Genomic DNA, 14,742 nt, shown 5'->3' with positions numbered 1-14,742 from the left:
GTCGCATTGTGCGCCGTTCGCAGAACGGTCTACGTTCATTTCGCTCACTACGCTGTTCGTTTGCTTAGCAAGCGAAGCTTGCAAGAGCAAAAGACAGTATATTTGCAGTTCAACTACCAAATTCGCTTACGCAAAATTAGAGGTAAACTAGTATAAGTATCGTTTATCAAAGTTTTTTCAACCCTTATCTCAAGACCCTGCTGACTCGTATGCCGCAATTCCCTTATTCCAAATCCAGAGTGCAAAAGTCATGAACATGACAGAAACAAGTATTGTCCCCCAATATTTAAAACAAAATTTTGCCCTTTCAGTAAGAAACTCGCTGGATAATAAGCTGTAAAGGCAAACGGTACGATAAAGCTAACTAAAAATCGAACTGGAAAACTATAAATCGTGACAGGATATTTTGAAAATCCATTGATCTGGTAAAAAACATAGAGCAAACTTCCGCTTTGCTTCATCCAAAATGCCAAACTTGAAAGTATTATTTTCAGTGCTGTATAAATCAATGTCGCAAAAGGAATGCTTACAATAAAAGCAAATGCTTTGAGTGGAGTCCAAGCAACAGTCTGCCATGTACTTGCCATTAATAATATCCCAATTAACATCTCACCAAAACCATCAACTTGAAACATTTCAAGCGCACAGTAAATCAATGGACTAATCGGACGCGTCATATATTTATCAAAATCTCCCCTACGGACCAGTCGCTGTCCAACCGCCCAAAGATTATCTGTTAGCACATGGTCAATCCCTTTGGGAAGCGAGCCATAGCCATAAATAAAAATAATCTCAGGTAAACTCCAGCCACGTAAACTTGGAATCTGCGTAAAAATAATTCCAATCAGCAAAATATTTAGCCCTTGTGTCAAGAAAACACCAATAATTCCCACCAAAAAATCTGCTTTGTACTCCATCAATTGTTTGAGATATTGTGCGGCAAAGATTTTTTCTAATCTTAAAATTCTTTTCATAGTTCCTCCAATGTTTTACTCTGCTTAAATCGTCGTTCCAACTTACTTTAACCCCCTTGCACATTGAGACGCTTTATGGTACTGCGCCAAATTAACTTTGATAATCCCATGAAAATTAAAAGCCAAACGACTTGAATAGCAAAAGCGATTAAAATTTGGCTCGTATTTTCTTTCCCTAAATAAATCATCACTGGTGTGTAAATCAAACTAGAAAAAGGTAATAAGCCCAATATATGTCCAATAGCTGGTGGAAAAAAGCTCAACGGAATCAACGAACCCGACATAAAAGCAACGACTGCACTTTTCAAAACATTGGCTCCCCACAAATTTTGGAACACAAACGCTGTGAAACCATAGCATAGATTAAAATAAAAATTGATAAAATAAGCAAATATTGAACTCAAAAGAAATAAAGCAAAATTAACGAAACTAAAACTTACCGTTGTAGGATGCAAAAATTGATAGAGTAAAACACCACCAAAAATCGGTACACTAAGCATTCCAATCGCAACAGATTTTCCGCCCAATTCGTTGAACAAAAAAGTTGCATTAAAATTAACAGGTTTCAAAAGGCGCATCGCAACTGATCCATCTTTCACTTCATCCCCAAGCGCCCAAGCTCCGTCTGAATATGAAAGTTGAGAGGTAAAAAAACTCAAAAAAACATAAAGTGTCATTTCTTGGACGGTAAAACCGTTCAGATTGGTACGTGATGAACTCAGAAAAACAGCTTGCCATAGAAAGAAAGTAACAACGGCTCCCATAATATCGCCCAACCTGTAAATCAAAAAATCCATCCGATATGCCATCAGACCTTGAACTCCCGCACGTAGGAATGGACGATATTTTCTAAAGTTATAATAAAATCCTCTCACTCTAAATCTCCTTTCTAAAAAATCTACGAATAATTTCCTCAATATCAGCATCTTTAACTGAAACATCCACCACTTGAGCTTGACTCATCACAGAGTGCAAAAGCTGTGGCACTGTAATTTTTGTCGCATCAAATCGAACTTTTATCTGTCGCCCCATTTGTTCGACTTCAACTTCTGAAAAGCTAGTAAAATTAACCTTTTTTACCTCTTCTTCGCTGAACAATTCAAAATCAACCTCGTGAATCTTTCCAAATGTCGATTTTAATTGGCTGACAGAACCATCAAACATTGCTTCTCCTTTATCAATCATATAAATTCGATTGCAAAGTAGTTCAATGTCCGCAAGGTCATGTGTCGTTAGGATAATCGTTGTTTGTTCTTCTTGATTAATTTGCATAATCGCTTTTCTAATATTATCCTTGACCGCGACATCGAGTCCTATGGTTGGCTCATCTAAAAACAATACTTTGGGACTATGTAGAAGACTTGCTGCAATATCTGCTCGCATCCGTTGACCAAGTGAAAGTGTACGGACAGGGTCCTTGATAAACTCTTGCAATTCAAGCACTTCATTGAGAAAATCCATGCGTTTTTCAAATTGTTTGTCGGGTACTTCATAAATTTCTTTAAGCACACTATAAGTTTCTTGTAGTGCCAAATCCCACCAAAGTTGCGTACGTTGACCAAATACAACACCGATTTCTTTAACATATTCGGTACGATTTTCTTGCGGGATTTTTCCATTAATCGTGCAAGTTCCGCTCGTCGGAGTTAGAATCCCTGTTAACATCTTAATTGTTGTAGATTTACCCGCACCATTTGCACCAATAAAGCCAAGAATCTCCCCTTTTTTTACATCAAAAGTTAGATTTTTTACTGCTTCAAAGGTTTCATACTCTGGATTGAAAAGAGATTTAACGGCTCCTTTTAAACCAGATTGTTTAATTGTTTTTTTGAAGCTTTTACTGAGTTCATTAACCTCTATCATTTTTTCCATAATTTTCCTGATTTCTGCTGATAATAAGGGTTTTGACAGTCCTGTCAAAACCTGACATACGTAGTATATCAAACTTCGCACAAAAAATTTGATAGCAGTTTCAAATATTTTAGGAGGAAACGGCGCTATCAAATTTTATGTTTTTATTGTATAATGACTTGAAAGCGAAATCAATATTTTTTAGAGTAAAATTTCGCAGATATGAGAGTGAAAAAATGAACGATAATTTAGGAAAAGCTTATAAAAGCTTACGTTTAATGAGAAATATCGAGGCAAAATCAATCGCCTGTGAAAATCTTTCTTATTCTCAACTCATGAAATTTGAAGCAGGGAAAACCACTCTGACGATTGACAAACTTATGGTTGCGCTCAATGGGATTGGAACAACCTTGATGGATTTTGAATATGCTTATCATGAACTAGAGGAAAATAAAAACTCTACGAGTTGGCAAATCTGGCAGAGTTTTTGGCAACGAAATATTGCGAAATTAGAAATTCTCATTGAGCAACAAAATCAAGAATTATTGAAAAATCCTGATGATACTGCTGTCTTTCTCTATAAAATGCAAGCAGAGGCTTTTTTGAAGCAGCTCAATCCCAGGTATCATGTTAGCCAAACAGATGTTGACCATCTCGTCTCCCATCTCCTTAATATTAGTCAGTGGTGGTATGTTGAGTGCGAAATACTCATGAATTGTGCGGTTTTATTTTCAGATAAACAGTTGGCTGATTTGACTAATCAAATGATTTCACCTAAAGTTCAAGTGAGAAATTGGGAGATTTTACAAGGAAAGATTGATGCCGCACTACTTTCTGTAATTCGTATTTTCATTGCAAATAAACACTTTGGACCTCTGCGTGAAATTTTTAATTACTTGGAAGCTCATGTCTTGCCAGATTATAATATGTATGAGCGAGCTATGTTTGCTTATTTTAAAGCACTTTACAAGTTTCGTAAGCAATCTAATTCTGAACATTTAGCAGATGTTGAACGTTGTATCGATGCTTTTAAAGTTTTGGAGTGTTTTGGACTTGCAAATTTAGCAGCTGAAGAACTTGAACGTTACAAAAAAGAATCGCATATTTGAGAAATTTTATTAAATTTGATAAAAAAGCGTACTGATAGAAAGTTGTCAGTACACTTTTTTAATGATAGATTTGTTGAGAATACTGACAGAATTTCTGTCAGTAATTTTAGTGTTTATCATCAGGCCAAGAAAGTACAGTCAATCCTTGAAATCTTTCTTGCCATTTTTTTGCCTTAGCAAGATACATCTCACGTGTGATATCATCATGCACCAATGGACGAATTGTTCTTGAAAAAATATCATCTAAACCATAGGGTGCAAAATAACGAATCCCTGCCTGTGTCTGAGTAATACCGATAGCATGAACCGTTGCAATCCAGCGTTCAATTGCATTTTCACAGCTCGTATAGGGTAATCTGTCAGTACCATGCCAAAGATGCATTTGAGCTTCATTGTGTACGTCAAACTGATAACCAAATTTTACTGACAAACAACTTTCCAAAGCTTTGTCAGCAATTTTAGATTCATCAGCTGACAAATGCGAATCAAAATAAACAAGATCTATATCATGAACACCATTCATCAATGGCTTGCCCTCCTGAGCATTCCATACCGTTTGAAAAACACTTCCGGCAGCAATGTACCAATGAGGTAAATTTAGTTTTGATACTTCCTCAACAATCATCATCAGTTCTGTATTTTGCTGCAAAATATTTAAAAATTCTGTTTCTTTATCCATCATTTAAAAATTAAGCTCCAAATTTTAGGGAGGAAGACAATCAAGCCAACCACAATCGCAAACCCTGAAATCACAAGGACTGCTCCAGCTGCCATATCTTTTGCACGTTTTGCCCGCATATGAAACTGATAATCAGAGGCTAAATCGACCACATTTTCAATCGCCGAATTAAAAAGTTCCGCCATAAAAACAAGAAAAATAGATAAAAGCAGAAATAACCACTCAAACTCTGAAATTTTGAAAAATATCCCGAAAGCAATTGCTATAATCGCTGACAGAGCATGCTTTCTCATATTTCGCTCATAACGAAAAGCAGTCAAAATCCCTGTCAAAGCAAAATTCAAACTTGAAAAAACATCTCTATTTTTCCACTTATCGCGTGAATTAGCATTTTTGTCATTCGGATTTTTGAAATCCTTCTTGTCATAAACTTTAAAATCTTTATCGTGTGAGTCCATAGGCAGTCAAAATCTCCTCTTGAAGTCCAAACATCTCTGCCTCTTCCTCAGGCGTATAGTGGTCATAGCCATTGATATGTAAGAAACCATGTACTGCAAGCCAGCCATATTCACGTTCAATCGAATGTCCATAATCTGCTGCTTGCTCAACTGCTTTATCAATCGAAATAAATAATTCGCCAATAAAAGGATCCATCTCATTGAGCAATTCTTCAGGGATTTCCATTTCTTCATCAAAGAAGATTTCACTTTCATCAGGTTTGTACTCTAACGAAATTACATCTGTTGAACGGTCTGTATCACGATATTCCAAATTCAATTCATGAGAGCGAGCGTTGTCAACAAATGTGACTGCCATCTCCGTTGCATCTTTCAACTTCAATTTTTCAGCAGCAAATGCCAAGATTTTTTCAGTTTGCTCAATGATGTTTTCAGGAACCTTTCCTGTTTCATCCGTCATTTCTACGTACATTTTATATTTCCTTATTTTTTGTTACTGACAAGCTTTATAATATTATCAAACACCATTCTCGATTCGTAAGAGCCAATTTTTTACCAAGAATTCAAACACTTCTGACTGCTCCATTTGCAAATTGTGTCCTGCTAAATCCAAAATCGCAAAAGTGGTACGTGGATAATCTTTTAACAAACTAATTTGGTCAACAAATCCTACCGTTCCATCTTGATGCCCCAATAAAATCAAAGTCGGAGCATTGAAAACTTTGACATGAGTCGTATCAAAACTAAGCGCATAAGACCCACGCAAACGTGCCAAAAATTCTGAATTAGCATCTCGCCAAAGCTTGTCTGAGCGGACACTTGCTTGTTGGCAAATTTCGGTGTCATAAAACCATTCGACATCAGGCAAAATTCTAGCATCTGTATCTGGAATGACCATAGGTTCGAGGAGCAACAAACCTGATACCTGAGCACTTTTTGCTACCATTGCTCTTGCCAAATATCCGCCATATGAATAACCAGCTAACAAAAAAGGCTCATCAATAACTTCTTTTGCAAAGCTCATCAAAGTAGATAAAATCATGTCCGACGAGGAAAAAACATCATGAACAGATGAATCTCCCATTCCTGGTAAATCAACGTAAATCCGTTTATACCCTATTTTCTCATTGAAAATTGGTTCAAAAACTTCGGTCATCGTTGCTAAATGAGCTGCCCAGCCATGCAAAATCAATATCGGCTTTCCTTCACCCATTACTTCATAATGCAGCTTAAAATCATCGATTTGAAAAAACATTTTGTCCTCTTTTTATTCATTTTTTATTTCTGTCATTTCTGACAAAGTGCTCAAAAACTCCTTGTGAGCATTTCTTTTGCAAAATGCAAAATCGGAGTTTTTGTAGATCGTGTAATATCATCTGGAAGTTGATTAAAAGCGAACCACCTACAATCTGTCACTTCTGACTCTTCCATGACAATATCACCCGAAAAATTTTTGCAAATAAAAACAGTATCCACAATGTGAACCTCGTCACCATTAGGATAAAAGAAATGTTGCTCTTTCCCTGATGCTACTGTATAAAGCTCCATCTTCAAAGCAGAAAGCCCTGTTTCTTCAAAAAGCTCGCGCTTTGCTGCTTCTTCCACTGTTTCGTCAGGTTCCACAGAACCTCCATGATAACACCACTGACCATTATCCTTGCGTTTTTGCAAAAGAATGCCCCGTGTTTCATCATAGATAATCACACTCGCACATGCAATTACCATCGGAATATGCCCGATTTTCTCGCGCAAATCCATGATATATCCTTCAGCCATTATTCAATATTAGACCACTAAATCACTGACAGAAAACTGTCAGCAATCTTTTGTCTTTTCTCCTTTTAAGCTTTAAGTTAAACTTCTCATCAAAATCACTCATCGCCGTAAGCTTTGATGATTTCAGCCACTACCGGATGTCGCACAACATCTTTTGAAGTAAAATATACAAAATCAATCGCATCAACATGATTCAACTTATCCTTAGCATCAATCAAGCCCGACTTTACTTTTAGAGGCAAATCAATTTGTGAAGTATCTCCGTTGACAATCATCTTCGAATTAAAACCGAGACGCGTCAAAAACATCTTCATCTGCATTGTCGTTGTATTTTGTGCTTCATCTAAGATAACAAACGCATCGTCTAATGTCCGACCACGCATATAAGCAAGCGGTGCAATCTCAATAATACCACGCTCCATCATACGCTCAGTGGCGGTTTTCCCCAAAATAGTAAATAAAGCATCGTACACGGGACGAAGGTAAGGATCAACTTTTTCCTGTAAATCTCCAGGTAAAAATCCTAAACTTTCGCCAGCTTCAACCGCAGGTCTTGTCAATATAATACGCTTCACAGCACCATTACGTAAGGCTTGGACGGACATTACCACGGCAAGAAATGTTTTCCCTGTTCCGGCAGGTCCAATTCCAAAAACAATATCATGATGTTTGACCGAGTCCACATAGGTTTTCTGCCCCAGATTTTTGAGCCTAATTGGTTTATTATTTGCATCTTTAGTTAGCTCAACTTCATAGAGCGTTGTAAAGTTCTCAATATCATCATTCAAAACCATTTTTACAGCGATAACCACGTCTGACGTGTGCACGGGAAGTCCTCTTGAAACCAAGACCTGAAGAGCTTGAAGTGCCTTTCGCGCTCGCTCACCTGTTGCCTCATCATCAGACAAAATTTGAACCATCTCGCCACGATAATTTACCTCAACACCTAGTTGAGTCTCAATTAATTTCAAATACTTATCTTGCACACCAAAAATCAAACTTGCATCTTCTGGATTTTTAAGCTTAAATTCAATAGAATTTTTATTCAATAAACAATCTCCATTTAATCGTTTTCTTATATTATAGCATATTTCATTTTTTAATATAAATTTCAATTTATCCAAAAAACCCCGAGATAACATATCAATCTCGGAGTTTTTTGTTAACTTTGGCCTTCTTCAGCTTGCCGTTTTTTACGTTTTCGTAGAATAACTGCAAGGCTACTGATTCCAGCCCCTAGGATAACTATGAGCAAGATACCAATTCCACCAGTATATGGCAACGACCATGTCGTTTTCGTATAGTAAATTGTAAAACTCAAATCCGTGTTTCCAGTTGTTGTTGTATCTGCAGAAACACCCGTTTCAAATAATTTACTTAGAGCACCGATAGTTGCACTAGAGCTTAAACTTGTAGTGGTTGATGTAGGTATTACCGTATTTGAACCAGCTTTTGCCACCTGTCCCTTCAACGTATAAGTATTGGAGTTTCCAGTTGTTGGAGTTAGTGAGATTGACTTATTGGTACCACCCGTTGTATAGTCATTTTCAACAGCAGTTGTCACAATATCATACTCGGAGAGTGGGGGTGCTGCGATTTTACCTGCAATATTTGTAATTGAGTCAAAGCTAGGATCCGTAGAAAGTAATGTCCAGCCAGTAGGTGCACTTACTGTCCCAACCGTATTGGATGACGTGTAAGATACTGTAGGATAAGTTGTAGGGATACCATCATACCAGTAAGTGGCATAAACACCTGTTGTTGTTCCTGAACCATTCGTTCCACTCATTGCATTCACAGTGATAAAGGTAATCGTCTGCTGAGATGTTGTCGCCACCTGATGCGTTGTATCAGTTTGAGCAACATAGTTCACATGCTCTGTCGTATAAGTAGGACTATTAGACATCGCAATACTCGTGGACGTATTATAATAAACATTCAGAGTAATACTAGAAATTGTAGGAGTATAGCTATTAGTTGTTGGGTAACTGCTTGATGTCGTGTATCCAGCAAACTGTGTGCCGCCAGTTGCTGTTACTGCTGGCACTTGCGTTGGTACAGGCGTAATCACTACTCCAGCATTAGTTACTGCATTGATATATTTCCCAGAAACCGTAGGAAATGAAGAAGATAAAAACTGAGGTGGACTACTTGAATTATAAGTACTCCATCCTGTCGCTGAAGATGCCAAACTTCCATCATTGTTAAGTGCTGGAGCACTACTTGATGTTAGAGTAGGTTTACTTGTCCCATAATTATACCAGTCAGTATAAAGAAGATTTCCATTGACTTGATCATACACATTACTAAAGCCAATATAATTTGTTACCGCGGTCGCCACAGTTGCAGTACCAGCTGGTGCAGTAGCCGAACCAGTATTAGTATAATAATTTATCGTCTCAGCTTGTAGTATAGGAGTCAAAGCCGTACCATTGATACTAGAAGTAGCCATATGCGTCAAATAAATCGTAATTGTCTCAGGGGTATTTTCTGCCAGTGACCAGTCAAATGTTAAACCACTTGTTGATACATCTGTTGCCGAGTTTGTTCCTGAAGAATTAGGGATTGTTGGTGTTGATGAGCTACTTGGGGACGAGCCAGTCATAATCTTATTTGTACCAGCCCCAGACTGACCTGTCGTGTTGACTGCATAACTTAACTGATAGCCCGCTGGAATAGCAAAATTACTACTGGCATTTGTTGTCACAAGATTTGTTCCTGTCGTTTTAGCGTTCGTATAATTGCTGGCAGCATAACTAACGGCTGACAAAGTTGCTCCGACTGTACCTTTATAAGCAATTGAAATTTGTGTAGGTGTATCCTTATTAGAACCTGTAATACTTGGATCAACATAAGTTGGGGTTTTGCCATCGCTCCCACCATTCAAATCAACATAAGTGACATTAGCATATTCTGTTGCAGGCTTGTAGATATAGTACAAATAGGTATTATTCGCAGAGAAAGTTCCTGTATATTTTCCAGACATTGATGTGCCATCATAACTTCCTGTTGTTGTATCTAAGTTTACTGCTGCTGTCGTACTTCCATTAATATAAATATTTCCTGAACTATCCCCAGATAGTGAAGTGATACTACCCGATGCCGTACCATAAATTCCCGCATAAGTATAATCAGGCGATACACTAAATGGATTTGTTGGACTAAAAGGTGTTGTACTCTTATTGAATATTTCAGCCGGAACCGCTGTTCCATCTCCTGGGTCAAAACTTCCTCCACTTCCGCCTACATCGGGAGCAAGAGTTTGATACATCCGACTAACTTGGTCTGTAAATTCATTTCCAATATTGTTTTGAGTTTTTCCATCAGGTGTAATCATTGTCGTCACTGACTTCGCTGTTGGGGGTGAAACATCCACTCCTGATGCATTTTTAGATTTGATTTGTGAGATTGGATTCCCAGCATTATTGACAAGTTGTTGTCCCGACAAGTTAACTACAGTATTTTTGGTAAAGTCAACATAACCTACTGTCACATAACCTGGTGAAGGAGAAAAGCCAAAGCCTTGATTAGACTGCATTGCATTAGCTGTTGCATCTCCTTGAAATTCTACCTGTTGCAGATTCATTGAACCACCAGTTGATCCAAGAAAGGCAAAAGACATTGAAGTTGTTCCAACTTCTGAAGCACCACCAGCATTATATTCTAATTCTGCAACAGGAATAGACCATTTGAAATCACTACTTCCATCAACAGAGTTCGCAGAATATGTAGCAAAGCTTGCATACCAGTAAGTTACTGATGTGCTTGTACTTGTCGTGGTACTCGATTTCGCTACAATCACATTAGAATACGTGATTGTTGGTGTTGAATAAGAAACAGTACCATAACCACTTGTAAATGATGATGAAGTTCCTTGTTGAGTATATGAGAATGTGGTACCAATTGGGTATGGTGTACCTTTGTAACTAAAACTCTTTAGAGCTATTTTCATCCCAGTCAAAGCTGAACCATAAGTTACTGTTGGTGCTGTAGAGGCCGCCATATTACTAGCTATTGTAATTTTATAGTTTGAATTGCTACTTGCGCTACTTTCTGAGCTAAAAGCAACTGCATTTGTAGAGTTACCATTGCCTTGAATTGCCCAAGTTGAACCATTGGGAAGTATTGTTGTTGTGCCACTTGTTGTCGCATTTCCAGAAGTTGTAACACTCGGAGCTGAAGCAGCGGCTAAATCTGCTCCATACTCTACTGCGATTGTCCCTTGAGCAAGGTCAGAAGCTTTGGTGGATTTTGTTCCTGGTGTGTATTGAAGCGTAAAGTCATGAAAGCTATTATCCAAGAAACCTGAAATATCAGCTGTAGGACAGTCTGTTAAGTCAAAGACAGAATATGCATTTGCTGCCGAACCACCTGAAGGTCTTGAAAATGCCCAACCTCCTCTTGCAGTATTTGTTCCCCCGCCTGTAGTGAAGTTAAGCGCTAAATTTTGCGTTGTGGTATTCGTCCCACTATTTGATACTGTAGCACCAGAAGTTGGTAAAGTATAATTCGATGGTCCATCTGAACCTTTATATGTTCCATTAGTTCCTGTTGATGTACTATCTGAACCTTGTAGCAGATACGCTGGGTCTGTTGTGGCTCCTGCCCCATTGGCATAAGTATCCGCTGTCCATCCAAAAGCACCAGACAAGCCTCCTACACCGAGGTCTAATCCTTTTTTACCGATTTGTCCGACATTACCTGGATAGAGTGCAAAACCAACACCATCAGCTCCTCCAGTACCACCAATTGCTACTTGCCCCCAAAATTCCAAGTCTTTGTCATGTCAAGTTTATAGGAAGTCAATTCAGCTGCACCGATTTGATTACCTGAGGCTGGTGTAAGTGTGAGGATACCTTTTGAAGCTGTTGTTAGATTGGGTCCTATCGAAATCACTTCTTGATCGTTTGCAAAGTTTGAGTAGAAACTCCCTGATTTATTTGGTGTTCCTGTAGCACTAATAGCGTTTGTTCCTGAGCTATCTGTAGAGGTTTGATTAATAACTGGTTCTGTGATCGTGGTTGCTGCACCATCCCAGACAATTGTCATATTTTTTGAAGCATCTTCTGAGTAGGTAATGGTACAAGTCACACCCGTTTCTTTACCACCTGTAACAGTAATTCCAGAAAGTTGGATAGGGTTTCCTTTTGAATCATTGGCAATCATCTTTCCTGCTACTACTGGGGTTAATGTTGTTCCTTTACCATTCGAGATTTCTGCGTAATCTCCTGAATAGGTTGTGCCGTTAGGGTCTTGTTGTCCCGAATAAGTAACCGTTGTTCCTGTCACAGTGTTTCCATTGGCATCTTTACCCGACACTGTAGCACCAACATAAGTGATTACGCTCGTGATTGAACCTGAACCTGCAAAGGATGAACCATTGTAAGCATCAAAGTAAGAAACATCTTCTACTTGCGTTGCAATAGCGTTATCCCCTGGATTGACTGCTTGAATCGGGTAAGTTGCTTGTGTATTCGGGTCTTGGTCTGGTTGGATATAGCCTGTTTTAGCTGAACTTAGGTCACTTTGGTAAAGGATTTTTGTTGTAAATCCTACAGGAGGATTAAAGGAAGTCGCACCTGTTGTTGAACCTACAATCGTCCCTGGTGTACCACCTGTTCCTCCTGTCTTTGTTCCATCTGGATTGTCCAATGTGATTGTTGTCGCGGAGGAAGTCTTGGTATATTGTTTTCCTGAGTTTCCAGCAAGAACTGTACTATCTTTAGGATCGGGTCCAAGCACGATACTGCTACCATCCGCAGGTTTCATTGTATAAACAGTCGCGATTTGATTTGTACCATCAACACTACCCGGAGTATAGACAAATGAACCTGCTGTAGATGTTACTGATTTACCTGCATTAGCTGGAGCTGTGGTACTTGTCACATTAGAGGTTTGTGGGGTGGTATAAGTTCCAGTTGTTGGTGTTGTCGGCTGCGTGCTATTATTTGTTGCTCCTGATTTATTTCCTAGAGTATAAAGATAAGGAATACCATAAGTATTTTGTGGCCATTCTGAGAAGAAAGAGTTTATCAAGGGCAAGCCTGTCCCTGTACCCAGCGAACCTTTAGGATTAATGGTAAAGTTTCCTGTACCATTGATTAAATCATTGGAAATACCATTTGTATAGCTTGTACTGTCTGTCAAATCTCCAGCCGTCTCAAGTCGTTGTGCAGGCATTGTACTTGCGTCTCCTGAGGTTACGAATCCTAAGTCTGTAAAGTAGTACAGAAAATCATTTGCTCCGACAGTATTCAACGTACCAGTACCATCATTACCAGAAACGGCATAGACTTTTAAAGTATTTTGATTTGCCTGATAAACTAACCACCCCGTTAGCGCGCAAAGCATGATAAATGAGGCACTAAAGCGAAATACTTTTGGATGCTGGGAAAGTTTGATAGATGATTGTTTCTTTTTATTTTGTCGCATAACACTACTCTTTTTTGTTTTTATACCAAAAAATCTTTAATATTTGGACTTTTGCATAGATAACTTATAGTCTTTGTTATTTATGTTTCTTGAGTTAAATATCTTTAGATTTTGTAGGTTTTCCTATTTATACACTAAATCTAAAACTATTTTATCACTTTATGTTTATAATTACAATTTCATATCTTTTATTTCTTTAATTATGTTTTTAATTTAAAGAATTTACTCTGCGAATGTCTTTTATATATTACTGTTTTTGCTAATTTATGGTTATATATTAACTGAATCATTGTAATTTTTATGTAATATTAAAAGTCTACAAAAAAACTCTGCCCCACGGCAGAGTTTAAAATTTCAATATTTATTAGTGATTATTTAGCAACCACTGGATAAACTGATACGTGTTTTTTACCACGTTTCATTTCGAATTTAACAGTTCCTTCGATTTTAGCGAAGAGAGTATCATCGCCACCACGGCCAACATTAGTACCTGGATGGATATGTGTACCACGTTGACGGAAAAGGATTGAACCGCCACTTACAAGTTCACCGTCAGATGCTTTAGCACCGAGACGTTTTGATTGTGAGTCACGTCCATTGGAAGTAGAACCTCCACCTTTTTTGTGGGCGAAGAGTTGCAGATTAAGTTCAAGCATGTTATTGCCCTCCATTTTCAAATTTAAGTGTAATGTATTGACCGTAATTTTTCTCTACAGCTTTCATTGCATTCGCAAAAGCTTCAAGCAAAGTTTGAGCCAATACTCCTTGTTTTTCAGGTGTGCTCAATGGGATTTCAACATACAAATAACCATCTTCCATCTTGGTCACAGGTTTAATGTGAGCCATATCATAGATATTATTTGCAGTAGTAATCGATAGAACGCTGACTGCGGAACAGACCACATCATGACCGTATTCACCAGACTCAGCATGTCCTGAGATTTCATAAGAGACAATCTTATCTCTTTTTGTCCTGATACAAGCTTCAATCATAATTAAGCGTTAACTGATTTGATAACAACTTTAGTGTAAGGTTGACGGTGACCTTGTTTGCGGTGTGAGTGTTTTTTAGGTTTGTATTGGAAAGTGACAACTTTCTTTTGTTTACCATGTTTTTCAACTTCACCAACAACAGTAGCACCTTCAACGAGTGGTGCACCAACTTTAGTTGTGTCTCCTCCGACAAAGATAACTTCATCGAAAGTTACGTTTTGACCAGCTTCAACGTTAAGTTTTTCAACGTAGATCACTGAACCTTCTTCAACTTTAACTTGTTTACCACCAGTTTTGATGATTGCATAGTTTGACATTGTGATTCCTCCTTATTAGATTTGGTCGCTTTTTTAGTCAAGCGACTGTCAGACTCGCCTTTGTTCGTGGGCTTTTTGCCACTTTAAACGAAACTTCGTGCGGTTGTACTTCATGAGATTCCACAAAGACAACTATATCATTATACTACTTCT

The 14,742-nt window shown here is 38.1% G+C and carries 14 protein-coding genes, 1 pseudogene and 1 other annotated feature; of the genes and pseudogenes, 1 reads left to right on the top strand and 14 read right to left on the bottom strand.

Annotated elements, in window-relative coordinates:
* Window positions 1-189 precede the first annotated feature (189 nt).
* From D7I46_RS03555 to D7I46_RS03545, 3 genes and pseudogenes are all read right to left on the bottom strand, one after another.
* Window positions 190-974, bottom strand: a pseudogene (locus D7I46_RS03555) (ABC transporter permease).
* Between the two features lie 47 nt (window positions 975-1,021).
* Entirely contained in the window at window positions 1,022-1,783 is a 762-nt protein-coding gene (locus D7I46_RS03550; RefSeq protein WP_240424523.1) for an ABC transporter permease, read from the bottom strand.
* Between the two features lie 67 nt (window positions 1,784-1,850).
* Window positions 1,851-2,837, bottom strand: a complete 987-nt coding sequence (locus tag D7I46_RS03545) for an ABC transporter ATP-binding protein (protein ID WP_120773279.1) — start codon at window positions 2,835-2,837, stop codon at window positions 1,851-1,853.
* Between the two features lie 224 nt (window positions 2,838-3,061).
* On the opposite strand from D7I46_RS03545, the gene D7I46_RS03540 reads away from it, so the two are divergent.
* Window positions 3,062-3,934 (top strand): Rgg family transcriptional regulator, encoded by an 873-nt coding sequence (locus tag D7I46_RS03540; RefSeq protein ID WP_162930826.1) that lies wholly within the window; start codon window positions 3,062-3,064, stop codon window positions 3,932-3,934.
* Window positions 3,935-4,040: 106 nt separating this feature from the next.
* On the opposite strand, the gene D7I46_RS03535 is transcribed toward D7I46_RS03540, so the two are convergent.
* The 11 genes from D7I46_RS03535 to rplU form a co-directional block, all read right to left on the bottom strand.
* Window positions 4,041-4,616: a nucleotidyltransferase family protein gene (locus tag D7I46_RS03535; RefSeq protein WP_240424486.1), complete on the bottom strand. Its 576-nt coding sequence runs from the start codon at window positions 4,614-4,616 to the stop codon at window positions 4,041-4,043.
* Window positions 4,613-5,071 carry a diacylglycerol kinase family protein gene (locus tag D7I46_RS03530; protein WP_120771627.1) on the bottom strand — a complete coding sequence of 153 codons (459 nt, stop codon included), beginning with the start codon at window positions 5,069-5,071 and terminating at the stop codon, window positions 4,613-4,615. The genes D7I46_RS03535 and D7I46_RS03530 overlap by 4 nt, the downstream gene beginning before the upstream one ends.
* A complete protein-coding gene (ybeY, locus tag D7I46_RS03525; protein ID WP_120771626.1) occupies window positions 5,055-5,543 on the bottom strand; it encodes an rRNA maturation RNase YbeY in 489 nt (162 codons plus the stop codon). Before ybeY ends, D7I46_RS03530 begins: the two co-directional genes overlap by 17 nt.
* Window positions 5,544-5,588: 45 nt before the next feature.
* Window positions 5,589-6,326: an alpha/beta fold hydrolase gene (locus D7I46_RS03520; RefSeq protein ID WP_120771625.1), complete on the bottom strand. Its 738-nt coding sequence runs from the start codon at window positions 6,324-6,326 to the stop codon at window positions 5,589-5,591.
* 50 nt (window positions 6,327-6,376) lie between these two features.
* On the bottom strand, window positions 6,377-6,847 hold the full coding sequence (locus tag D7I46_RS03515) for an NUDIX hydrolase (protein ID WP_120771624.1): 471 nt from the start codon (window positions 6,845-6,847) through the stop codon (window positions 6,377-6,379).
* 95 nt (window positions 6,848-6,942) lie between these two features.
* Window positions 6,943-7,896 carry a PhoH family protein gene (locus D7I46_RS03510; RefSeq protein ID WP_120771623.1) on the bottom strand — a complete coding sequence of 318 codons (954 nt, stop codon included), beginning with the start codon at window positions 7,894-7,896 and terminating at the stop codon, window positions 6,943-6,945.
* A 113-nt stretch (window positions 7,897-8,009) separates the two neighbouring features.
* A complete protein-coding gene (locus tag D7I46_RS03505; RefSeq protein WP_120771622.1) occupies window positions 8,010-11,621 on the bottom strand; it encodes a beta strand repeat-containing protein in 3,612 nt (1,203 codons plus the stop codon).
* On the bottom strand, window positions 11,600-13,279 hold the full coding sequence (locus D7I46_RS03500) for a hypothetical protein (protein WP_120771621.1): 1,680 nt from the start codon (window positions 13,277-13,279) through the stop codon (window positions 11,600-11,602). Before D7I46_RS03500 ends, D7I46_RS03505 begins: the two co-directional genes overlap by 22 nt.
* 371 nt (window positions 13,280-13,650) lie before the next feature.
* Window positions 13,651-13,935 carry a 50S ribosomal protein L27 gene (gene rpmA, locus D7I46_RS03495; RefSeq protein ID WP_120771620.1) on the bottom strand — a complete coding sequence of 95 codons (285 nt, stop codon included), beginning with the start codon at window positions 13,933-13,935 and terminating at the stop codon, window positions 13,651-13,653.
* 1 nt (window position 13,936) lies between these two features.
* A complete protein-coding gene (locus D7I46_RS03490) occupies window positions 13,937-14,272 on the bottom strand; it encodes a ribosomal-processing cysteine protease Prp (protein WP_120771619.1) in 336 nt (111 codons plus the stop codon).
* Window positions 14,273-14,274: 2 nt separating this feature from the next.
* Window positions 14,275-14,589: a 50S ribosomal protein L21 gene (gene rplU, locus D7I46_RS03485; protein WP_120771618.1), complete on the bottom strand. Its 315-nt coding sequence runs from the start codon at window positions 14,587-14,589 to the stop codon at window positions 14,275-14,277.
* Window positions 14,590-14,629: 40 nt separating this feature from the next.
* Window positions 14,630-14,704 (bottom strand) — a sequence feature (ribosomal protein L21 leader region).
* Window positions 14,705-14,742 lie beyond the last annotated feature (38 nt).

This window comes from Lactococcus allomyrinae, from assembly GCF_003627095.1.
GTDB lineage: Bacteria > Bacillota > Bacilli > Lactobacillales > Streptococcaceae > Lactococcus > Lactococcus allomyrinae.
The sequence above is the reverse complement of the archived record's forward strand: the minus strand, read 5'-3'. Positions and strand labels throughout refer to the sequence as shown.